Origin of the sequence: Kitasatospora sp. NPDC097605, assembly GCF_040302725.1 — a bacterium.
Classification (GTDB): Bacteria; Actinomycetota; Actinomycetes; order Streptomycetales; family Streptomycetaceae; genus Kitasatospora.
In genome coordinates this window covers 59,958-81,714 of record NZ_JBEOSF010000001.1, presented here as the reverse complement: position 1 = coordinate 81,714, position 21,757 = coordinate 59,958, and the positions used below count along the sequence as shown (strand labels likewise).

Annotated in this window: 12 protein-coding genes; 7 read left to right on the top strand and 5 right to left on the bottom strand. The window is 75.9% G+C overall.

The window, feature by feature from the left end:
* The first annotated feature begins 38 nt into the window (after nucleotides 1-38).
* The gene (locus tag ABTX81_RS00365) at nucleotides 39-1,421 is read left to right on the top strand and encodes an aldehyde dehydrogenase family protein (protein ID WP_350540658.1); all 1,383 of its coding nucleotides are present in this window, start codon (nucleotides 39-41) and stop codon (nucleotides 1,419-1,421) included.
* Between the two features lie 69 nt (nucleotides 1,422-1,490).
* Entirely contained in the window at nucleotides 1,491-1,742 is a 252-nt protein-coding gene (locus tag ABTX81_RS00360; RefSeq protein ID WP_350540657.1) for a hypothetical protein, read from the top strand.
* Nucleotides 1,743-1,754: 12 nt separating this feature from the next.
* Here ABTX81_RS00360 and ABTX81_RS00355 read toward each other — a convergent pair whose 3' ends face one another.
* Nucleotides 1,755-3,374: an outer membrane protein assembly factor BamB family protein gene (locus tag ABTX81_RS00355; RefSeq protein ID WP_350540656.1), complete on the bottom strand. Its 1,620-nt coding sequence runs from the start codon at nucleotides 3,372-3,374 to the stop codon at nucleotides 1,755-1,757.
* 144 nt (nucleotides 3,375-3,518) lie between these two features.
* On the opposite strand from ABTX81_RS00355, the gene ABTX81_RS00350 reads away from it, so the two are divergent.
* Nucleotides 3,519-4,175 carry an NADPH-dependent F420 reductase gene (locus ABTX81_RS00350; protein ID WP_350540655.1) on the top strand — a complete coding sequence of 219 codons (657 nt, stop codon included), beginning with the start codon at nucleotides 3,519-3,521 and terminating at the stop codon, nucleotides 4,173-4,175.
* Nucleotides 4,176-4,281: 106 nt separating this feature from the next.
* Here the strand turns inward: ABTX81_RS00350 and ABTX81_RS00345 are convergent, their stop codons facing one another.
* On the bottom strand, nucleotides 4,282-9,813 hold the full coding sequence (locus tag ABTX81_RS00345; RefSeq protein WP_350540654.1) for a non-ribosomal peptide synthetase/MFS transporter: 5,532 nt from the start codon (nucleotides 9,811-9,813) through the stop codon (nucleotides 4,282-4,284).
* A gap of 103 nt (nucleotides 9,814-9,916) precedes the next feature.
* Nucleotides 9,917-14,926, bottom strand: coding sequence for a non-ribosomal peptide synthetase (locus ABTX81_RS00340; protein ID WP_350540653.1), 5,010 nt, complete (start codon nucleotides 14,924-14,926; stop codon nucleotides 9,917-9,919).
* Nucleotides 14,927-15,506: 580 nt separating this feature from the next.
* Here ABTX81_RS00340 and ABTX81_RS00335 point away from each other — a divergent pair.
* The gene (locus tag ABTX81_RS00335) at nucleotides 15,507-15,944 is read left to right on the top strand and encodes a YchJ family protein (protein ID WP_350540652.1); all 438 of its coding nucleotides are present in this window, start codon (nucleotides 15,507-15,509) and stop codon (nucleotides 15,942-15,944) included.
* A 19-nt stretch (nucleotides 15,945-15,963) separates the two neighbouring features.
* On the opposite strand, the gene ABTX81_RS00330 is transcribed toward ABTX81_RS00335, so the two are convergent.
* Entirely contained in the window at nucleotides 15,964-16,884 is a 921-nt protein-coding gene (locus ABTX81_RS00330) for a polysaccharide deacetylase family protein (protein WP_350540651.1), read from the bottom strand.
* Between the two features lie 204 nt (nucleotides 16,885-17,088).
* On the opposite strand from ABTX81_RS00330, the gene ABTX81_RS00325 reads away from it, so the two are divergent.
* Together ABTX81_RS00325 and ABTX81_RS00320 are read left to right on the top strand one after the other, a co-directional pair.
* Nucleotides 17,089-17,637 (top strand): GNAT family N-acetyltransferase, encoded by a 549-nt coding sequence (locus ABTX81_RS00325; protein WP_350540650.1) that lies wholly within the window; start codon nucleotides 17,089-17,091, stop codon nucleotides 17,635-17,637.
* The gene (locus ABTX81_RS00320) at nucleotides 17,624-18,172 is read left to right on the top strand and encodes a 2'-5' RNA ligase family protein (RefSeq protein ID WP_350540649.1); all 549 of its coding nucleotides are present in this window, start codon (nucleotides 17,624-17,626) and stop codon (nucleotides 18,170-18,172) included. The genes ABTX81_RS00325 and ABTX81_RS00320 overlap by 14 nt, the downstream gene beginning before the upstream one ends.
* Nucleotides 18,173-18,844: 672 nt before the next feature.
* Here the strand turns inward: ABTX81_RS00320 and ABTX81_RS00315 are convergent.
* Nucleotides 18,845-19,732: a carbohydrate kinase family protein gene (locus ABTX81_RS00315; protein WP_350540648.1), complete on the bottom strand. Its 888-nt coding sequence runs from the start codon at nucleotides 19,730-19,732 to the stop codon at nucleotides 18,845-18,847.
* Between the two features lie 352 nt (nucleotides 19,733-20,084).
* Here ABTX81_RS00315 and ABTX81_RS00310 point away from each other — a divergent pair, with 352 nt between their 5' ends.
* On the top strand, nucleotides 20,085-21,584 hold the full coding sequence (locus ABTX81_RS00310; RefSeq protein ID WP_350540647.1) for a M1 family metallopeptidase: 1,500 nt from the start codon (nucleotides 20,085-20,087) through the stop codon (nucleotides 21,582-21,584).
* Nucleotides 21,585-21,757 lie beyond the last annotated feature (173 nt).

The following is a 21,757-nucleotide window of genomic DNA, read 5'->3' as shown; positions in this document are numbered from 1 at the left end:
GCCCAATCCCCTGCTGCTCCGGCCCGGGAGGCCCCGCCATGGCACCGACCACCGACTCCCCCGACTCCCCCGCAGTGCCCGAGGCGTCCGAAGCGCCCGAGCTCCACCTGACCGACCCGCGCACCGGCCACACCCGGGGCACCCTCGTCCCGGCACGCGCCCGGCAGGTCGCCGGAACCGTCGCCCGCGCCCGGGCCGCCGCCCCGCGCTGGCGCGCGCTCACCCCGCGCGAGCGCGAGCGCCGCCTGGACGCGCTGGCCGACCTGATCGAACGCCACCTCACCGAGTACACCGTGCTGGAGCAGGCCGGCACCGGGAAGCCCGAGGCGGAGGCCGCCGCCGAGATACGCGAGGTCGCCGACCTGTTCCGGTTCTACGCGGGCGCCGCGCGCGCCGGCACCGCCCCCGCCGCCGGCCGCTACCTGCCCGGCCACGAGAGCTGGGTGCGCTGGGAGCCGGTCGGCGTGGTCGCGGCCGTCGTGCCGTGGAACTACCCGCTGCTGATGGCCGCCTGGCGCGGCGCCCCGGCGCTCGCGGCCGGGAACACGGTGGTCGTCAAGCCCGCCGAGACCACCCCGGACTCGGCGACGCTGCTGGCCGCGCACGCCGCCGAGGCGCTCGGCGAGGGCGTGCTCACCGCCCTGCCCGGCGACCGCGGGACCGGCCGGCTGCTGGTCACCGCCGACGTCGACCTGATCGCCTTCACCGGCAGCGCGGCCGCCGGCGCCGACATCACCGCCCGGGCCGGCCACCGCCGGGTCAGCCTGGAACTCGGCGGCAACAGCCCCGTGCTGGTCCTGCCGGACGCCCCGGCGCACACCTGGTCCGCGCTCGCCGCCGCCTGCACCTACAACGCCGGGCAGAGCTGCGCCGCACCCGCCCGGGTGATCACCCTCACCGAGCACTACGAGCGGACCGTCGAGGCCCTCGCCACCGCGCTCGGCGCACGCGAGGCAGGCCGCGACTTCGGCCCGCTCAACAACCCCGACCAGGCCGCCCGCTACGACCGGATCGTCGCCGCCTCGGCCGCCAAGCGCTCCCTGCCCGCCCCCGGCCGCGGCGACGGCCTCTGGCGCCCCGCCCGGCTGCTCGCCGACCTGCCGGACGACGACCCGGCGGTGGTCGGGGAGGTGTTCGGCCCGCTGCTCACCGTCCAGCACGCCCCGACCCCCGACGCCGCGCTCGCCCTCGCCAACGCCGTACCGCAGGCGCTCGGCGCCAGCGTGTGGACCGCCGACCTGTCCGCCGCCCTCGACCTGACCGCCCGGCTGGACGCCGGCGAGACCTGGATCAACTGCCACCTGGCGCAGACCGCCGAACTCCCGCACGGCGGCCGCGGCGCCTCCGGCCAGGGCACCGACCTGTCGGTCCTCGCCCTGCACGAGTACCAGCGCCCCAAGACGGTGACGGCCCGGCTCTGAGCACTCCGCGCACCCCGTTCCGGGTCCGCCGCCTGCCCGGCAGCGCGTTTGCCGGGCAGGATCGGGGCCATGACGAGGACAACGGCCCCGGGGCGGGGCGCACGGTGGCGGGTGCCGTCACGGTCGACCCTGGTCACCACGGCGTGCCTGCCGTTCGTCCTCCCGCCGCGCGGGTTCGCCGAGATGATGACCGACCCGTGCCACGATCCGGGCTGCTGCCCGCAAACCCACACCGGCCGCCTGCTGCTGGCCGCCCCCGCCCCGGGCGCCGCCCTGCCGGCGCTGGTGGTCGTCCTGTTCGGCGTCCGAGCGGGGACCTGATCCGGCCCTGCCTCAGGCGAACGCGGAGGGGCGGCCGAGGGCGACCAGGTGGTGGTCCTTGGTGCCGACGTAGACGCGGCCGCGGTCGGTGGCGGGGACGGAGAACTTGCTGACGGTGCCGATCGGGAAGGAGCGGCGCAGCTTCAGGGTGCCGTCGACCGGGACCGGGTCGTAGGCGCGCAGCTCGCCGCCCTCGCCGTACTTGCCGGTGCCGGACCAGATGACCCAGACCAGGGCCGAACCGGTGCGGGTGCCGTCGGAGGTGACGACGGGTGAGCCGGACATCTTGAGGTACTCCTCGGCGCTGGTGCCGGCGCTGGTCAGCCGCGGCAGGCCGGCGGCGCTCACCGAGTACTTGAGGGCGCGCAGCCTGCCGTAGTTCTCGACGGTGTAGACGTAGCCGCCGTCGCCGCCCCAGACCGCCGGGTGGCCCCAGACCCCGCCGTAGGGGCCGGTGAGGCCGACCACCTTGTCGGTGCCGTCCGGGCCCTGGCCGGTGCCGCCGAGGTCGTCGCGGTCGAGCAGGAAGATCCGGCCGTCCTTGCCGACCTGGACCAGCAGCCTCGGGTGGGCGGGGGTGCCGAAGGAGGACGGCAGGGCGACCGGGCCGCCGGAGCCGAGGTCGGTGTCCCTGCGGTCCAGGGTGGCGTTGTCCACCGGGCTGAAGAAGTCCTCGGGGGCGAAGCCGCCGTCGGGCCGGACGCCGAAGCGGATCACCGACTCGCCGAGGCCGCCGGGCGGGCGGTTCCCGGGTCCGGGGGCGGGCGAGGCGCCGGAACCCTGGCCGTTGGCGGTGGTGAGGAAGAACCGGCCGGGGCCGTCGGAGACCAGGCCGCCGCCGGACATCCAGACCGAGGCCCGCTGGGTGTCGGAGCCGGCGACGGTGGCGAACAGGGTGAGCTCGCGGGTGCGGGTGTCGAGGCCGGCCACCGTGCCGATGTAGTCGCCGATGCCGCAGAGCGAGCCGAAGCCGAAGTAGAGCCGGCCGTCCAGGAGCAGCAGGCCGGTGCGCTGGAGGGAGCGGTAGGCGTTGAACGGCTTGCCGGGGGCGTTGACCGGGTCGCCCTGGACGGTGACCGGCCAGCCGCTGCGCTCGGCGCCGGTGCGGGCGTCGACGGCGTGCACGTAGTAGTGCGGGTGGTGGTCGTCCGGACCGTCGTCGACCTTGCCGGTGAGGTAGACGGTGCCGGTGGCGGGGTCGTACACGGGGGTGGAGGTGGTGCCGACGTTGGGGCCGGGGTCGGAGCAGCCGATGGCGGCGGACGCCCAGGCCGGGCCCGTCTCGCGGTGCCAGACGATCCTTCCGGTGTTCGCGGCGACGCCGTACACGTGGTTGGTCTCGGTGGCGACGACGACGATGTCGCCGATCACCAGCGGCTGGGCGAAGACCTGGCCGTTGAGCTGGGTGGAGAACCGGACGCCGAAGTCGGACCGGTCGACCTCGGCGGGGCTCAGCAGCGGCTCGGCCCGGTCCCAGGCGGTGCGGTCGGTGCCGAAGGAGATGGTGGTGACGTCGGCGCGGGCGGTGCCGGCGGCGAGCGGGCCGAGCAGGGCGAGGCCGGTGAGCAGCGCGGCGGCGCGGGCCGGGTAGCGGGACGGGCGGCGCCGGGACGGGCGGGCGGTGCGGTTCATGGCGCCATGGTTCGGCGGCCCGGTCGCCGTCACCAGCGGGCTGCTCCACTCGGCGGTCGGCCGTTCGCCGGTTTCACCGGACGCACCGGCCGGAGTGATCTAGGGTCGGTCCGGCAGAGGTCCGAGTGACAGGGGGTACGGAAGGTGCGGTACGGAATCATCGGGACGGGCGGGGTCGCGCGCACGATCGCGGACAAGCTGGTGGCGCTGGGCCACGAGGTGACGCTCGGTTCGCGGAGCAAGGACAACGAGGCGGGCGCGGCGTGGGCCGGGCAGGCCGGGGCGGGCGGCCACCACGGCACCTTCGCGGACGCCGCGGCGTTCGGCGAGGTGGTCCTGAACGCCACCCCGGGCACGGTGGCCGTGGAGGCGCTGCGGGCGGCGGGGGCGGAGCACCTGGCCGGCAAGCTGCTGATCGACCTGTCCAACCCGCTGGTCTTCTCCGCGGAGGGCGAGGTGACGCTGGATCCGGTGAACACCGACAGCGTCGGCGAGCGGATCCAGCGGGAGTTCCCGCGGGCGCTGGTGGTGAAGACGCTCAACACGCTGACCGCGCCGCTTATGGTGGACCCGGCCCGGCTGGAGGGCGAGCACAACCTGTTCGTGGCCGGGAACGACGCCGACGCCAAGGCGCGCACGGTGGCGCTGCTGGGCACGTTCGGCTGGCCGGCGGAGTGGGTGATCGACCTGGGCGACATCACGGGTGCCCGGGCGATGGAGATGATGATGCCGTTCTGGATCCGGATGATGCGGGCCCTCGGCACCACGGAGTTCAACTACGCCTTCAAGCGCGCCCGGTAGCGTACGGCGCCCGGTGGCGTACGGCGGCGCCCCCGCCCCCTCCGGTGCCGGAGGGGGCGGGGGCGCTTCGGTGGTGGTGCGGTGGTCCGGCGGCGGTGCGACGCTCCTACCGGCGGCCGGTGGAGGCGTGCACCCGGTCGTCCGAGTCGTCGTCCTCGACCGGCTCGGGCGTGCCGGCGGGGTGCGGCACCCGGACGGCCCGGGGAGCGCGGCGGCCCTTGCGGGCGGCCTCGGCGAGGGCGAGCTGCCGGTCGGCCTCGGCCTGGATGGCGTCCTTGTCGCCGATCTCGGCGTCCGGCAGCGCGTCCGGGAGGATGTCCTCCAGCAGGCGCAGCGGCCGGTAGGCGAGACCGAGCAGGCCCCAGACGAAGAGCACCAGGCCGACCACCACGAGCAGCAGGCCGGCGCCGCGGCCCGGGCCGGTGCCGAGCACCAGGCCGACCGTGTCGGCGAGCGCGCCGCCGGGACGCATCAGCGGCTCGAAGACGTGGTCGGAGAGCGGGCCCGCGGTGAGGAAGCCGAGCGGCATCATCGACATGGCCAGCATCTGGTTGGTGGCCAGGACGCGGCCCTGGAGCTCCATCCCGACCTTGGTCTGGATCAGCGACATCCAGTGCGAGTTGAGGATCATCATCGCCGCCCAGAGGACGAAGAGTCCGCAGGCGGTGAGGGCGGTCTCGGGGCGGCTGCCGGTGAGGACCGCGGCGATGCCGACCACCGAGGTGAAGCCGATCATGCCGATGGTGCGGCGGCGGGTGCCGCCCCAGAGCCCCATGACCAGGGCGCCGATCATCGCGCCGAGGCCGCCGAGGGCGGTGATGACGCTGAGCTGGAACGGCGTTCCGGTGGCCAGCACCATCGGGGTGATCAGCACCGTGGCGACGGCGAACAGGTAGTTGAACACCACGAAGAAGACCACCATGGCGACCAGGCTGTGCCGGCGCGCGATGTACCGCCAGCCGGTGACCACCTCGCGCAGCAGCGGCTCCTCCTGCTTGTCGAACAGGGCGTCCGGGAAGCGGACCAGCAGCAGGCAGGTGACACCGATCAGGAAGGTGGCCATGTCGAACAGCACGACGCCGTGCAGGCCGACCATGGAGACCAGGACGCCGCCCGCCAGGATGGCCATCATGTCGCCGGCGCCGGTGCCGAGCTGGGCGAGGCCGTTGGCCTGGCCGAGGTAGCGCTTGGGCACCAGTTGGGTGATCGCGGCGAGGTAGGCGGGCCGTTGGAAGGCCCCACAGGTGGAGCCGATGCAGGCCACGACGTAGATGTGCCAGATCTGCAGGAGATCGGCCCAGAGCAGCACGCCGAGGCTGAGCATGCCGGCGGCGGCCACGGTGTCCGTGGCGATCATGATCTTGCGCCGGTCGACCCGGTCGGCCATCGCGCCGGCGATCGGCAGCAGCAGGACGGCCGGCAGCACCGCGATGAACGAGATCATCGCGAAGTCGAAGGCCGAGTTGGTCTGCTGGTAGACCCAGACGCCGAGCGCGAAGGTGGAGAGGCTGGTACCGATCATCGAGACGAACTGGCCGATCGCCACCTTGGCGAAGATGCCCAGCTCGGCCCGGGCGGCCGGGCGCTTGACCGCGGCCGGGTCGGATATCTCTCCGGTGGCGGCGAACTCCGCGAGCACCCGGGCGAGTTCGTCGGCCTGGTGCTTGAGGAAGTAGTGCCCGGCGCGCGGCACGACGGCGAGCTCGACGCTGTCGCCGAAGTGCTCCCACTCGGCGTAGCGCTCCTCGTACAGCTGGGTGGCGCGGTCCTTCTCGCCGACCACGCACAGGATCGGGGCGTCGATCTTCTCGGGCCGCCCGTCCCCGTAGGCGCGGGTGTAGAAGTCCTCGGCCTGCCGGACGTCGTGGCGCAGCGCCCGGACCAGGAAGTCCTGCTCGGCCTGGTCGTAGACGTCGGTGAAGCCGCCCATGGCGCGCAGGTACTCGAGGTAGCCGCGGTTGGACAGCACCCGGTCGCCGGGCATTCGGCGGGCCATCCACTCGGCGAAGCGGCCGGGCAGCCGGGCGGCCGGGAAGGTGCCGCCGAGCGCGAGGCCGCGCAGGTCGACACCGGCCGCCTCCAGCCGGGAGCCGAGGGCGGTGGCGAGCGCGCCGCCCAGGCAGTGGCCGTAGAGCAGCACCGGGCCGTCGACCCGCTCCAGCACCTGGGCGGTCAGGGTGTCGGCGAGCGTGTCGAGTTCGGCGAGCTCGTCGTCGGGGCGGCTCGGGTCGTGGCCGGGCAGCTCGACGGCGAACAGCCGGTGCCCGGCGGGCAGCGCGTCGGCGAGCGGCTGGAAGGTGATCGGGCTGCCGCCGCCGTAGGGGACGCAGACCACGTTGATCTCGGCCGGGGCGTTGCCGCGGGTGAGCTTGTGCAGCAGGGTGCGCGGGCCCTCGTCGGCGGTGCCGCCGGCCCGGGCGTCGATCAGCGCGGCCAGCTCGTGCACGGTGGGGTGCTGGAACAGGTCGATGACCGACAGGCCGTTGCCGATCAGGCGCACGGCGCGCACGGCGGAGAAGGAGTCGCCGCCGAGCGCGAAGAAGTCGTCCGCCGCGCCGATCTCCGCGGCCTCCAGCACCTGCCGGTAGACGTCGGCGACCGCGTGCTCGGTGTCGGTGGTCAGCTCGCCGCCGCCGGAGACCGGCTGGGCGGCGACCGGCTCGGGCAGGGCGGCCCGGTCGACCTTGCCGTTGGCGTTCAGCGGCAGGGCGTCCAGGACGACCAGGGCGGCCGGGACCATGTAGTCGGGCAGCCGGGTGCGCAGCGCGGCGCGCAGCTCGCCCGGGTCGGGCGCGGCGGCCGGGTCGGCGGGCACCAGGTAGCCGACCAGCGAGCGGGCGGCGCCCTCGCCGCGGGCGACCACGACGACCTCGCGCACCTCGGGACGGGCCGTCAGCTCGGCCTCGACCTCGCCGATCTCGACCCGGAAGCCGCGGATCTTGACCTGGTGGTCGATCCGGCCGAGGAACTCGACGGCGCCGTCCGCGCGGCGGCGGACCAGGTCGCCGGTGCGGTAGCAGCGGCGGCCCTCCACCTCCAGGAAGCGCTCGGCGGTGAGGTCGTCGCGGCCGAGGTAGCCGCGGGCGACGCCGCCGCCGGAGACGTACAGCTCGCCGGGGACGCCGACCGGGACGGGGCGGAGGCGGGCGTCCAGCAGGTGGGCCCGGACGTTGCCGAACGGCCGGCCGAGCGGCGCGGTGGCCGCGTCGCCGAGGTCGTCGGGCACGGGCGTGCCGAGCATCGAGACGGTGGTCTCGGTGGGCCCGTAGTGGTTGTGCAGCGGCAGGTCCGGCCGGGCGGCGCGGATCCGGGCCACCAGGTCGGGCCGCAGCGCCTCGCCCGCGCAGATCAGCAGCCGGGCGGGGAGGATCGCGCCGAGGCCGGTGCCGTGCGCGGCCAGGCCCTCCAGGTGGCTGGGGACCAGCTTCATGGCGTCGATCCGGTGCTCGGCCGCGTAGGCGGCGAAGGCGTCCGGGTCGGTGGCCTGGTCGCGGGTCAGCAGGTGCAGGCAGCCGCCGCCGGTGAGCGCGCCGAACACGTTGGTGGTGCCCAGGTCGGCGGCGAAGGTGGAGACCAGCGCCCAGTTCCAGCCCTGCTGGTCGCCGCCGATCCGCTCGCGCAGACCGTGTAGGTAGTTGCGGTAGTTGCGGTGCTCGACGGCGACGCCCTTGGGGGCGCCGGTGGAGCCGGAGGTGAAGATGAGGTAGCAGAGGTGCTCGGGGCGGACGTCCGCCTCGGGCGCGTCGGCGCGCTCCTCGCCGTCCGGGACGACCACCGGCAGGTCGCCGGTGAGCCGCTCGCGCAGGTCGTCGGTGGTGACGACGGCGGCGGCCCCGGAGGCCTCCAGCAGGCCGTGGATGCGCCCGTCCGGGTAGACCGGGTCGAGCGGCAGATAGGCGCCGCCGGCCTTGAGGATGCCGAGCATGCCGACCACCAGGGCGGCGGAGCGCTCGACCAGCAGGCCGACCGGGCGGTCCGGGCCGACGCCGTGCGCGCGCAGCCGGTGGGCCAGCGCGTTGGCGCGCCGGTCGAGTTCGGCGTAGCTGAGCACGCCGTCGGCGCCGCGCACGGCGGGCGCGTCGGGGGTGCGGCGGGCCTGCTCCTCGACCAGGCCGTGCAGGGTGCCGTCGAGGTCCCAGCCGCGCAGGGTCTCGTCGTCCCAGGCGGCGAGCTGCCGCTGCTCGGACGGGGTGAGCAGGGGCAGGTCGGCGAGCGGGCGGTCGGGGTCGGCGGCCATCGCGTCGAGCACCGTGGTGAGGTGGCCGAAGACCCGGCGGACGGTGGCCTCGTCGTACAGCTCGGTGCGCCAGACGAGGTCGGCGGCGAGCTCGCCGCCGGTGTCGACGACGGCCACCGAGAGGTCGAACTTGGCGGTGTCGGTGCCGATCGGCTGCCAGTGGACGGTGTGTCCGGGCAGCTCGGGGCGGGCCTCGGCCTGGTTGTGGACGTTGAGCAGGACCTGGAACAGCGGGGTGTGGGCGAGTTCGCGCTCCAGGCCGAGGGCGTCGATCAGCCGCTCGAACGGGAGGTCCTGGTGGCCGTAGGCGCCGAGGGTGGCGTCCTTGACCCGCTCCAGGAGCTCGCGCACCGTCGGGTCGCCGGAGAGGTCGGTGCGCATCGCCAGGGTGTTGACGAAGCAGCCGACCAGCGGCTCGGTCTCGCTGCGGGTGCGCCCGGCGATCGGGGTGCCGACGGTGACGTCCTCGCTGCCGGTGTAGCGGCCGAGGACGGTCTGCAGGGCGGCCAGCAGCACCATGTAGACGGTGCTGCCGGTCTGTTCGGCGAGGGCGCGGACCCGGCGGCTGCGCTCGGCGCCGAGCTCCTCGGTGAACCGGGCGCCCGCGGTGCCGGCGACGGCGGGCCGCGGCCGGTCGGCGGGCACCGTGACGGTGGCGGTGGCGCCGCGCAGGCGCTCCTGCCACCAGGCCTGCTGGCGGTCGAGTTCGGCGGCGAGTTCGGTCTGCTGCCAGTGCGCGACGTCCGCGTACTGGACGGGCAGCGGCTCGAACGCCGGGGCGGCGCCGGTGCGCCGGGCGCCGTAGGCGGTGGCGAGGTCGCCGAAGAGCACGCCGATCGACCAGCCGTCGGCCGCGATGTGGTGCAGCACCAGGCTGAGCACGGCGCCGTCGCCGGTGCGCAGCAGGGCGGCGCGCAGCGGCAGGTCGGCGGCGAGGTCGAACGGGCGGCGGGCCTCGGCCTCCAGCCAGGCGTCCACCTCGTCGGCGGGGACGTCCGCGGTGGTGAGGGTGAACCGGTCGGCGGGCAGCGCCTCGGGGCGCACCTCGCCGTCGAGCTCCGGGTAGACGGTGCGCAGCACCTCGTGCCGGGTGAGGACGTCGGTGAGGGCGGCGCCGAGGGCGGCCTCGTCGGGCTCGCCGTCCAGGTGGACGGCGAGCGGGATGTGGTAGGCCGCGCTGTCCGGCTCGTACTGGGCGAGGAACCACATCCGGCGCTGGGCCGAGGAGAGCGGCACCGGGGTGCCCTCGGGGCGCGGGGTGATGGTGTGGCGGTCGGTGCCGGCGGCCGCGGCCGCCGCCTTGGCGGCCTTGGCCTTGGCGAGGCGGCGGCGCAGCAGTTCCTGCCGTCTGGCGGCGGGATCCGGTTCCGGGACGGTCCCGGCGGTGTGCTGGTCGGTCATGCGGTCTCCCCCGTTCGGGCGCCGGTGTCGCCGGCGGCCGGGCGTGCGTTCTTGTTTCCGGACTCTCCGGTGTCGCCGGTGGTTCCGGATTCGGTGCGATGGGTCACTGGGCGCTCCCGGCGGTCTCGTCGAGGGCGAGGCCGTCGAGGTCGTCGCCGAGGTCGTCGAGGTCGTCGATCTCCTCCAGCAGGCGCTCCTCGACGCGGCGGGCGAGGGCGGCCAGGGTCCGGTCCTCGAAGACGACGCGCAGCGGCAGCTCGGTTTCGAAGGTGTCCCGGATCCGGGCGAGCAGCCGGGTGGCGAGCAGCGAGTGGCCGCCGAGCGCGAAGAAGTCGTCGTGCCGGGAGACCCGTTCGACCTTGAGGACCTCGATCCACAGGTCGGCGAGCAGTTCCTCGCAGTCGCCCTCGGGCGGGGCACCGGCGCCGCCGAGCTGCGGCACGGGCAGGGCGGCCCGGTCGACCTTGCCGGCCGGGGTCAGCGGCAGGGCGTCGAGCAGGACCAGGCCGGCGGGCACCATGTAGTCGGGCAGCCGCTCGATCAGGGCGGTGCGCAGCGCGTCCTCGGTGAGGCCCGGGGCGACGGCGTAGCCGGCCAGGGCCGGGCCGGCCGGGGTCTCGACGAGCTTGGCAGCGCCCGCGGTGACGCCGGGGACGGCGGTGAGCGCGGCCTCGATCTCGCCCAGCTCGATGCGGAAGCCGCGGAGCTTGACCTGGGCGTCGACGCGGCCGTGGTACTCCAGGCGGCCGTCGGCGCGGCGGCAGGCGAGGTCGCCGGTGCGGTACATCAGGGCGCCGTCGGTGCGGCCGGGTTCGGCGGTGAACCGTTCGGCGGTCAGGTCGGGACGGCCGTGGTAGCCGAGCGCGACGCCGGCGCCGGCGATGCACAGCTCGCCGATGCCGTTGACCGGCACGGGCTGCCCGGAGGGGCCGAGCAGGTGCAGCCGGGTGTTGGCGACGGGCGCGCCGAGGGCCACCACGCCGCCGTGGGCGACGACGTCGGGGGTGACCCGCTGGACGGTCGACCAGACGGTGGTCTCGGTCGGGCCGTACAGGTTCCACAGCGCGCCGACCCGGCCGAGCAGGGCGCTCGCGAGGTCGGCGGTGAGCGCCTCGCCCCCGCACAGGGCGGTCAGCCCGGGGCGGCCGGCCCAGTCGGCCTCCAGGAGCATCCGCCAGGTGGCGGGGGTGGCCTGGACGTGGGTGACGCCCTGCTTCTCGATCCAGGCGCCGAGCGCGGCGCCGTCGGTGGCGGTGGCGCGGTCGGCGATCTCCACCCGGGCGCCGGTGATCAGCGGGAGCCACAGCTCCAGGCCGGCGATGTCGAAGGTGACGGTGGTGACGGCGGCCATCACGTCCCGCCCGGTGAGGCCGGGTTCGCGGCCCATCGAGGTCAGGAAGTTGACGATCGCGCGGTGCGGCACCGCGACGCCCTTGGGCGTGCCGGTGGAGCCGGAGGTGTACAGCAGGTAGGCCGGGTCCTCCGGGCCGACGGTGACGGCCGGCGCCCCGGCGGGGGCGGCGGCGTGCTCGGGGCCGTCCACCAGGACGCTCTCGCGGCCGTGCAGCAGCTCGTCGCCGGCGGTGGCGGTCTCGGCGACCAGCAGGGTGACGCCGGCGTCGTCGAGCACGCCCCGGTTGCGGGCGAGCGGCTGGTCGATGTCGACCGGCAGGTAGGCGGCGCCGCTGCGCAGCACGCCGAGCAGGGCGGCGGGCAGCAGGCGGCCGCGCCGCACCGCAACGGCGACGAGGCTGCCGGGGCCGGCGCCGCGGGCGGCCAGCAGGTGGGCCAGCCGGTTGGCGGCGGCGTCGAGTGCGGCGTAGTCCAGGGTGCCGTCGGCGGCGGACACGGCGGGCGCGTCCGGGGTGCGGGCGGCCTGGGCGGCGACCAGCTCGTGCAGCCGGGTGTCGGGGATCGGCGCCTCGGTGCGGTTGGCCGGGTCGTCGCCCGCCCCCTGCCCGTGGACGCCGTCGGCGGCGGAGAGCATGGCCAGCTCGGCGAGCGGGCGGTCGGGTTCGGCGACGGCGGCGGCGAGCAGCGTGACCAGGTGGTCGAGCGCGGCGCGCACGGACCGCTCCTCGTAGCGGGAGGTGCGGAACTCGGCGGACAGCAGCGGGCCGTCGGCCGGGAACTCCAGGAACAGCGAGAGGTCGGTCTTCGCGGTGCTGTTGCACACCTCGGCGACGAACGTCAGGTTCAGGCCCGGCAGTCGGACGCCGGCCACCGGGTGGTTCTGGACCGCCAGCAGCACCTGGGAGATCGGCGAGGCGGTGAGGCCGGCCGAGCCGCCGGAGCGGCGGGCGTGGTCGACGAACGGGTGGCCGCTGTGCTCGGCGGCCTCCAGGACGGTCGGGCGGACCCGGGCGAGCAGTTCGCGGAAGGTGTCGGTACCGGCCACGTCGAAGCGCAGCGCGACGGTGTTGATCAGCGAGCCGAGCACCGTCTCCAGCTCGGGCACCGGGCGGACGGCGAAGGGGCTGAGCACGGCGACGTCGGTGCGGCCGGTGTAACGGTGCAGCACGCCGCCGAGTGCGGCGAGCACCGCCATGTAGAGGCTGGCGCCCTCCTGGGCGGCCCACTTCTCGACGCCGGTGACGAGCTCCGCGTCGAGCCGGCGGGCGATCCGGCGGCCGGCGATGTCCTGCGGGTTGGGGTGCGGGCGGTCGCCGGGCAGGTGCTGGTCGCCCTCGATGCCGCGCAGCCGCTCGCCCCAGCGCTCGGCGGCCTCGCGGCCGGCGGCGACGTTGAGCTCCTCCCAGCGGGCGACGTCGGACAGCTGGAGCGCGGGCTCGGGCAGCTCGCCGTCCTGGTGGGCGCGGGCGACCTCGGCGAGGAACAGCCCGGCGGCCCAGCCGTCCATCGCCGCGTGGTGCACGGTGAACAGCAGTTCGTGCCGGTCCTCGCCGGTGCGCAGGGCGAGGGCGCGCAGCAGCCGGCCGCCCGGCAGGTCGAGCGGGCGGGCGGCCTCGGCGCGCAGCGCGTCGTCGATCGTCTCCTCGTCGGGCACCGCGCCGTCGGGCCCGGTGAGGTCGAGCAGCGGGACCTCGACGGGGTAGGGCGGGCGGACCTCGGCGGTGACCGGGTCGTGCTCAGTGGGGATCGCGGCCCCGTTCAGGGCGGTGCGCAGCGCCTCGTGGCGGCGGACGACCTCGGTGAGCGCGCGGCCGAGGGCCTCGCGGTCGAGGGCGCCCTCGGCGCGGATCCGCAGCGGCACGTTGTAGAGCGGGCTGTGCGGCTGCATGGACTCGTGCAGCCACAGCTCGTGCTGGAAGTCGGTGGCGCGGGCGGGCAGGTCGGCCTGGCGCCGGGGCGGCTCGACGGAGGCCCGTCCGCCGCCGCCGTTGGCGACCCGCACGGCGAGGGAGGCGACGGTCGGGGCGGCGAAGAACTCGGCGAGCGGCACCCGGGTGCCGAACTCGCGCTCGATCCGGGCGAGCAGGCCGGCGGCGAGCAGCGAGTGGCCGCCGAGGTCGAGGAAGACGTCGTGGACGCCGACCTCGGGGACGCCGAGCAGGCCCTGCCAGAGTTCGGCGATCCGGGTCTCGACGGGCGTGCGGGGGGCGACGAACAGCTCGTGCCCGGCGCGGCTGCGGGCGACCGGGGGCAGCGCCTTGCGGTCGGTCTTGCCGTTGGGGGTGAGCGGCATCTCCTCCAGCACGGCGACGGCCAGCGGCACCATGTAGCCGGGCAGGGCGGCGGCGCAGTGGGCGCGCAGCTCGGCGGGCGTCGGCTCGGCGGCGCCGGGGGCGGGCTGGACGAAGGCGGCCAGGTAGTCGCCGGCCTCGTCGCGCTGGACGACGGCGGCGGCGGCCTCGACGGCGGGGTGGGTGGCGAGCACGGCCTCGATCTCGCCCAGCTCGACCCGGAAGCCGCGGACCTTCACCTGGTGGTCGACGCGCCCGTGGTACTCCAGGTCGCCGTCGGGCAGCCGGCGGACCAGGTCGCCGGTGCGGTAGCAGCGCAGGCCGTCGACGTGGACGAAGCGCTCCTCGGTGAGGTCGGGGCGGCCGTGGTAGCCGCGGGCCAGGCCCTCGCCGGAGAGGTAGAGCTCGCCGATGCCGCCGTCGGGCACCGGGGTGCGGTGCTCGTCGAGGACGTGGCCGAGGGTGCCGTCGAGCGGGCGGCCGATGACCGGCTCGCCCTCCGCGTCGCGGGCGACCAGCGACCAGGTGGAGTAGACGGTGTCCTCGGTGGGCCCGTAGAGGTTGTAGAGGCGCTCGACCAGGGGCTGCGCGTAGACCTTGTCCGCCAGGTGGCGGGGCAGCGCCTCGCCGGCCAGGTTGACCACGCGCACGGTGCCCGGCAGACCCCCGCCGCCGGGAAGGCCGTCGCCGCGCAGCAGCGCCGCCATGGCGCTGGGCACGGTGTTGACCAGGGTGACCTCGTCCCGGGCGGGCAGCTCGGGCAGGGCGAGGACGTTCTCCGCGACGATGATCGTGCCACCGACGGAGAGCGGGAGGAACAGCTCGTACACCGAGATGTCGAAGCACACGGAGGTGCCGAACAGCACGCCGGCGAGGTCGGCGGCGGTGTAGGTGCCGGCGGCCCAGCGGAGCATGGCGTTGACGCCGTGCTGGGTGACCGAGACGCCCTTGGGGCGGCCGGTGGAGCCGGAGGTGTAGAGCACGTAGGCGAGCGCGTCGGTCTCGGCGTCGCCGGTGGTGGGCCGGGCGGCGGCGGGGTCGAGCGGGGCGGAGGGGCTCTCGCCGTCGACGTACAGAAGGGTGGCGCCGGCGCCGTTCAACAGGTGCTCGTGGGCGCGGTCGGTGACCACGACCGGCGCCTGCGCGTCGCCGATGACCAGCTCCAGCCGGTCGCGCGGGTACGCCGGGTCGAGCGGCACGTACGCTCCGCCGGCCCGCAGGACCGCCAGCAGGCTGACCACGAGGTCCGCCGTCCGCGGTAGGCAGACCCCGACCAGCGTCTCGGCGCGCACGCCCGCGGCGGCCAGCCGGCCCGCCACCGCGTCGGCCGCGGCGTCCAGCTCACGGTAGGTCAGCCGGCGCGTGCCGTCGATCACGGCGGTCGCGTCCGGAGTCCGTTTGACCTGCGCGGCTATCAGGGCGGCCAGTGGTGCGGCCGGATCCAGCGAGGGAAGTTCCGTCGAACTCATCACTCTCTCCCGAGGGGTGCTGCTGCTGCATCGACTTGTGGTCGGCGAGAAATTGGCGGTGTGCCCTGGGAGATGGTGGGGTAAAGATCTACGAATCACCAGCACATTTCCGTCACTCGTTCGATATGCCGGAAAGATCACCCCCTTCTCCCCCGCCAGCGGTACTGAAGCGTGACGGTTCGTTGACGATTTCTTACAGATTGTCAGCCCCCTCGGCTCCCCCTTGGCAGGGTCAGTTCGGACCGCTACGGTTCTCGCCAACGGTCCGTCAGCTCCGGCACCCGTGTGTCCTGCCGATGCCGCAAGCAGATTTCCGGACTTTACATTGTCCGAGGACAGTCAATGGACGGGGTGGTGGGTGAGGCCTCCGGGACGGGTGCGGGCGGGACCGCCGCGCCCGGCGCGCACCGGGCGTGCCTCCCAAGGTCCGTCACCCGCCGTCCCGGGCGCCTGGGGCATCGGCCGTGTTCCGGCCCCGCCCCGCACCCGCCCCGTCCCGGGCGACCGCCCGGGACGGTCCGGGACGACCCGGACCGGGCGGCCGGCCCGCGCCACCCCCGGGAGGCGCCAGAATGGACCCATGTCCCGACGCCGTTCCGCCACCCGCGCCGCCGCCCCCGCGCCGCGCCTGCTGCCCTCCTCGCCCTGCCCCTGCGGCCTGCCCGCCAGCTACGCCGAGTGCTGCGGCCGGCTGCACCGCGGCCAGGCCGCGGCGACCACCGCGGAGGCCCTGATGCGCTCGCGCTTCAGCGCCTTCGCCGCCCGCGACGAGGCCTATCTGCTGCGCAGCTGGCACCCCGACACCCGGCCGGACTCGGTGGACTTCGACCCGGGGCTGCGCTGGCTGCGCCTGGAGGTGCTCTCCACCACCGAGGGCGGCCCGTTCCACGCCGAGGGCACGGTGGCCTTCCGGGCCCACTACGCGGACGGACGCGAGGAGGGCGTGCTCACCGAGCACAGCCGGTTCGTGCGGCACGAGGGCGCCTGGGTGTACCTGGACGCCCTCTCGCTCGACTGACGCCGCCCGCCGCCCGCCCCTACAGGTAGTCGTCGAGGCGGGCCAGCGCGAAGCCCTGCGCCGTCACCTCGTCGACCACCTTGCGCAGCAGATCGGGCATGGTGCCGGGCCACAGGTCGGTGCCGCGGAAGTGGGTGAGGATGATGTCGCCCGGGTGGAGCCGCTGGTCCTCGTAGCGGTACTCCACGCGGTCCGGGAACGCCTCCTCGTTCCAGAGCGGCACCGCCTCGATGCCGCAGGAGGCGGCGGCCCGCAGGGTGTCCTCGTTGTACTCGCCGTACGGCGGGCGGAACAGCCGCGGGCGGACGCCGATCTGCTCCTCCAGCTGGTCCTGCTGGCGGCAGATCTCCTCGCGCTGGGTGGCGTAGCCGAGCACCTTGAGGTTGCGGTGGTTGATGGTGTGGTTGTTCACCGCGTCGCCCTGGGCGGCGAGCCGGCGGAAGTAGCCGTAGTCGGAGCGGGCCAGGTAGTCCGCGACGAAGGTGGACAGCGGGATGCCCAGTTCGGCGGCCATCCGGTTGAACTCCGGGTCCTTCTCGGCGCCGTCGTCCACGGTGAGGAAGACGATCCGCTCGTCGGTCGGCACCCGGTAGACCACCGGGGGCAGCCCGTCCGCGAGCTTGACCCCCTGGGCGGCGAACAGCTCGGGCCGGCTCGCCGGGCGCGGCGGGGCGGGCAGCGGCGGGCGCGCCAGGCCCCAGCGCGCGGCGGTCTCCAGCGCCGCCCTGGCGGCCGCCGCCTTGCGCGCCACGGCCTCGCTGCCGGCCTCCTCCTCGGCCCGGGCCGGCCCCGGCAGCACCAGCGGCGCGGCGGCCGGCCGGGGCACGCCCCGGTCCGCCGCCGCGCTCGCCCCGGTCCGCTCCGCCGACGGCGCCGCCCCGCCCGCGCCCGGCCCGCCGCACCCCGCGACCACGGCGGCCAGGCAGACCGCCGCGACCACCCCGGGCCCCCGCCCGCGCCGCCCCCTCCGGTGCCTCCGCCCCGCCGACCCCCCACTAGTACGACTATCTGATGACCTGTCCATAGCCCCACTGCTCCCCCGCCACGCCGACCGGCCAATCCCCCCGTCACCCGCCCGGCCCACCGGGGCGGCCATGATCGAAAAGGGCTCGCGGCGGGGCGGCGAGCCGTCGATAATGCGCGCATGACCATCAGCACGCAGCGCGGTACGACCGAACCCCGGCCGACCGACTCCTGGGCGATCGCGCCCGCCGACGTCGGCTCCGCGGAGGCGCTGGCGCTGCTGCGGGACTACTACATCGACGTCGCCAACAGCTACTACCGGCTGCACCTCGGCCGGGAGGGGACGGCGGAGGAGATCGAGACCGGGCTCGCCGGCGCCCCCAGCGACGACCTCGCGCCGCCCACCGGCCTCTTCCTGCTCGGCCGGTACGACGGCGAGGCCGCCGCCTGCGCCGGGCTTCGGGTCGTCGACGCCACCACCGTCGAGCTGACCCGGGTCTACGTCCGCCCGGCGCGGCGCGGCACCGGCGGCGGCAAGCGGCTGATGGCCGCCATCGACGAGGCGGCGCGGGCGCTCGGCGCCGAGCGGATCGTCCTGGACACCCGGCTCGACCTGGTCGAGGCCCGCACCCTGTACACCCGGCACGGCTACCGGGAGATCCCCGCCTACAGCGACCGCCGGTACGCCGAGGTCTGGTACGCCAAGGACCTCGTCCGTGCAGACGGTTGAGCTGCTCTGCGACCCGCCGCTCGACCGCGCCGTGCGCGCGGTCTGGCGGCAGCTCGCCGACGGCGGCGTGGACAGCCTCGCCCACAACCCGCACCCCGGCCACCGCCCCCACCTCACCCTGGCCGCCTGCGCCCGGATGCCCGCCGGGGCGGCCGAGCGGCTGGACGACCTGCTCGCCGACGCCCTGCCGCTGGACGTCCGGCTGACCGGCCTGCTCTCCGTCGCCGCTCGCAGCCGGCGCCGGGTGCTCGGCTGGTCCGTCGTCCCGACGCTCGAACTGCTGCGGCTGCACCAGCGCGTCTGGGAGGTGCTGGAGCACGCCGAGGAGCCCGATCCCCACTACGTCCCCGGCCGCTGGTCCCCCCACCTCGGGCTCACCCGCCGCCTCCCCCCGGACGCCGTCACCCTCGCCCACGCCCTCCTCGGCCGCCACCCCGACCTCACCGGCACCCTCGACACCGCCCGCAGCTTCGACTCCGGGACGCAGCGGACCCGCCCCCTGGGCGGTGCCCGTCCAGGGGTGACCCCGCTCTGACGCCGGCTGACCGGGCCGCGGCAGCCGGGCCGGCGTTCGAGCCGGAGCCCGCCGGGATGGCCGCGCGGGCGAGCAGGACGGCGGTGAGCGCCGCGAACTCGCCGTCGGAGCGGTCACCCCGGACACCGTCGCGCCGGGCCGGTGTCGTGCCGGGCCGGTGTCGCGCCGTCATGCCCGAACGCTCCACAGGTCGGTCCGGAGCCGGGAGACGAGGACACGGACCGGTCGCGCCCCTCCGGGCACAACCCGTGCTGCTCCGCTCGACCTGAGCCGGCCGCCGGCGCGGGTGGCCCAGGTCGACCAGGTCGACCGGGGCGAGCGGGGCGGCTGCACGGGCTCGTCCAGCACGGCCCAGGTGTCGTGGCGGACGCGCTGTCGACGTCGCCGCCGCGCGCCGGGCCCTGAACTCCTCCAGCGCCTCCCCGATGCCCGCCCGCCCGTCCAGGCAGTCGGCGAGCACCACGCCGTCCTCGATCGCCAGCCCGGCGCCGTACCCGAGTGCGGGGGCGTGGCGTGCGCCCCGTAGCCGACCAGCACCACCCGCCGGCCCGCCAGCCGCTCCCGCACCCAGACCGGCACCCCGGGAGCCCCTTGCCGGCAACGGCCGTCGGGCGCGGGTCAGGTGCCGGCGGACAGCGCGGAGAGGGTCGTCGCGCCGCCCGGGCGGGGGGGTCAGGCGTCGAGGGCGGCGGTGAGTTCGGTGGTGGTCGGTGGGGTGGCGCCGGGGCGGGTGACGGTGAGGGTGGCGGCGGTGGTGGCGTGGGTGAGGGCGGTGGGGAGGTCGGCGCCGGTGTGCCGGGCGTGCAGGAGGGCGGAGGTGAAGGCGTCGCCGGCGCCCACGGTGTCGGCCACCTCGACCCGGCGGGCCGGGGCCTCGGCACGGCGGCCGTCGGCGGTGAGGGCGAAGGCCCCGGCGGGGCCGCGGGTGACCGCGACGGTGGCCGGGCCGAGGCCCAGCCAGTGGCGGGCGGCCTCCTCCGGGGTGCGGTCGGGGTAGAGCCAGCCGAGGTCCTCGTCGCTGGCCTTGACCAGGTCGCTGAGCGCCACGCAGCGCTCGACCCGGCGGACGGCCTCGGCGTGCTCGCCCATCAGCGCGGGCCGCACGTTCGGGTCGTAGCTGATCGAGGCCCGGCCGCGCCACCGCTCGACCAGGGCGAGCACGGCCGCCGCGCCGGGCGCGGTGACGGCCGCGATCGAGCCGAGGTGCAGGTGCCCCGGCGGGAAGGGGAGGTCGACGGGCGGGAGCGTCCAGCCGATGTCGAAGGTGTAGTGCGCCCGGCCCTCGGCGTCGAGCCGCACCACTGCGGACGGCGTGCGCGGAGCGCCGTTCGACGGCTCGCGCAGCAGGGCGACGCCGGCCGACTCCAGGTGGCCGCGGATCAGCCGGCCGTACGGGTCGTCGGCCAGCTCGGTGAGCAGCGCGACCGGCTCCCCCAGCCGGGCCAGCCCGTACGCGACGTTGGCCGGGCTGCCGCCGGGGTGGACGGTGCCGGGCGCGCCGTCGACGCGGACGACGTCGGCGACGCACTCGCCGATCACCACGAAGTGCGGGCTGGTCACGGGGCTCGCTCCTGCCGGTCCGGTGCGCCGGCGGGGCTGCGGGCGGCCGGCGCGGCTGCCCAGCCTACGAGGTGGCGGGGGCGGCGGGCACAGCGTGCGGGCATGAGTACGGCCGCCGGTCCTGGCCAGGCGCTCCGGCGGCCGTGGCCCCGTCCGTCAGGGGGCGGGACTCCTCGACGGTATGACACCGCGCAGCCGCCCGGCTACCCCAGTGGTCCGTCCGGGCGACGCCGCGTGTCGGCCGGATTGTCGGCACCCTCTGCTACGGTCCGTGCCCGGAGGATCGCTCAACGGAACCGGGCCGGTCCCGGGACCGAAGGCGGGTCCGTACGACACGAGAGAGGTGATCACCTTGTCCTGGCACCGTTCCGTCCTCGCCGCCGCGCTCGCGCTGGCGGCGCTCCCGCTCGGGCTGGTCCCGGCCGCGGGCGCGCCGGTCGCGGGCGCCGGGGACCCCGTGTTCCCCTCGCTCGGCAGCACCGACTACGACGCGCTCGCCTACGACCTGGCGTTCGACTACCGCCCCGCGACCCGCACGGTGGACGGCACCACCGTGCTGACCGCCCGGGCGCTGACCCGGCTGGCGGAGCTGGAGCTGGACGCGCTGGGCCTGGACGTGCGCGCCGTCCGGGTGGACGGCCGCCCGGCCGGGTTCCGCACGCACGACGAGAAGCTGACGGTGCGGCCGGCCCGGCCGGTGCGGGCGGGCACCGTGCTGCGGGTGGAGGTCGAGTACGGCGCCGACCCGCGCACCCCCCTGGCGCACACCGGCTGGGTGGTGACGCCCGACGGCTTCGCGGTGGCCGGACAGCCGGACAGCGCGCACACCGTGTTCCCGTGCAACGACCGGCCGGGCGACAAGGCCCGCTTCACCATCGCCGTCACCGCGCCCGACGACCTCCTCGGTGTGGCCAGCGGCCTGCTCACCGCCACCGAGCCGCACCCCGACGGCACGACCACCCGGCGGTACGTCTCGCGCGAGCCGATGGCCACCGAGCTGCTCCAGGCCTCGGTGGGCCGCTACACGGTCCGCGGGAGCCGGGGCCCGGACGGGCTGCCGCTGCGCGACGTCGTGCCCACCGCGCGCGCCGCCGACCTGGAGCCGGCGCTCGCCCTGACGCCCGGCCAGCTGGACTGGGCCGAGCGGCACCTCGGGCGGTTCCCGTTCGAGACGTACGGGCTGCTGCCCGTCGACACCGACGACCCGGCGGCGTTCGGCTTCACCGGGCTGGAGACCCAGACGCTGACGCTCTACAAGCCGAACTTCCTGCGCCAGCCGGAGCGCCTCATCGGCTCGCACATGATGCACGAGCTGGTGCACTCCTGGTTCGGCGACAGCGTCACCCCGGGCACCTGGGCCGACCTCTGGCTCAACGAGGGCCATGCCGACTTCTACGGCCTGATGTACCGCTACGAGCGCGGCTGGCCGGACTCCGGCGGCTTCACCACGCTCACCGACCGGATGCGCAGCGTCTACGCCCAGGGCGACCAGTGGCGCCACGACTCCGGCCCGGTGGCCGCGCCGACCGCCGCGACGCTGTTCGACAGCCAGCGGTACACCGGCGGCGCGCTGGTGCTGTTCGCGCTGCGGGAGCGGGTCGGGCCCCAGGTGTTCGACCGGATCGAGCGGGCCTTCCTGCGCGGCCACCGCCATGGGACCGCCACCACCGCCGACTATCTGCGCACGGCCGAGGAGGTCTCCGGGGAGCCGCTGGACGGCTTCCTGCGCGACTGGCTCTACGGCGAGCGGACCCCGCCGATGCCCGGTCACCCCGACTGGACGGTGGACCCGGTGGATCCCGGCGCCGCCGCTCGGACGGGAGGTGCGCCGCGCGGGTCGGGCACGCTCTGAGCGGAGCCGGGAGGGCACGGCAGCGGGGCGGCGGACGGGCGGCGTGCGGGGGACGGGCCACCCGGCCCGGCGCGCCCTGCCGGTGCCCCCGGGCGCCCTTCGCGCGCCCTTGGCGGGGGCCGGCGGGGGGCGGATCGTGGTGGCACGGCCCGCCCGCCGCCCGGCCGAGTCCC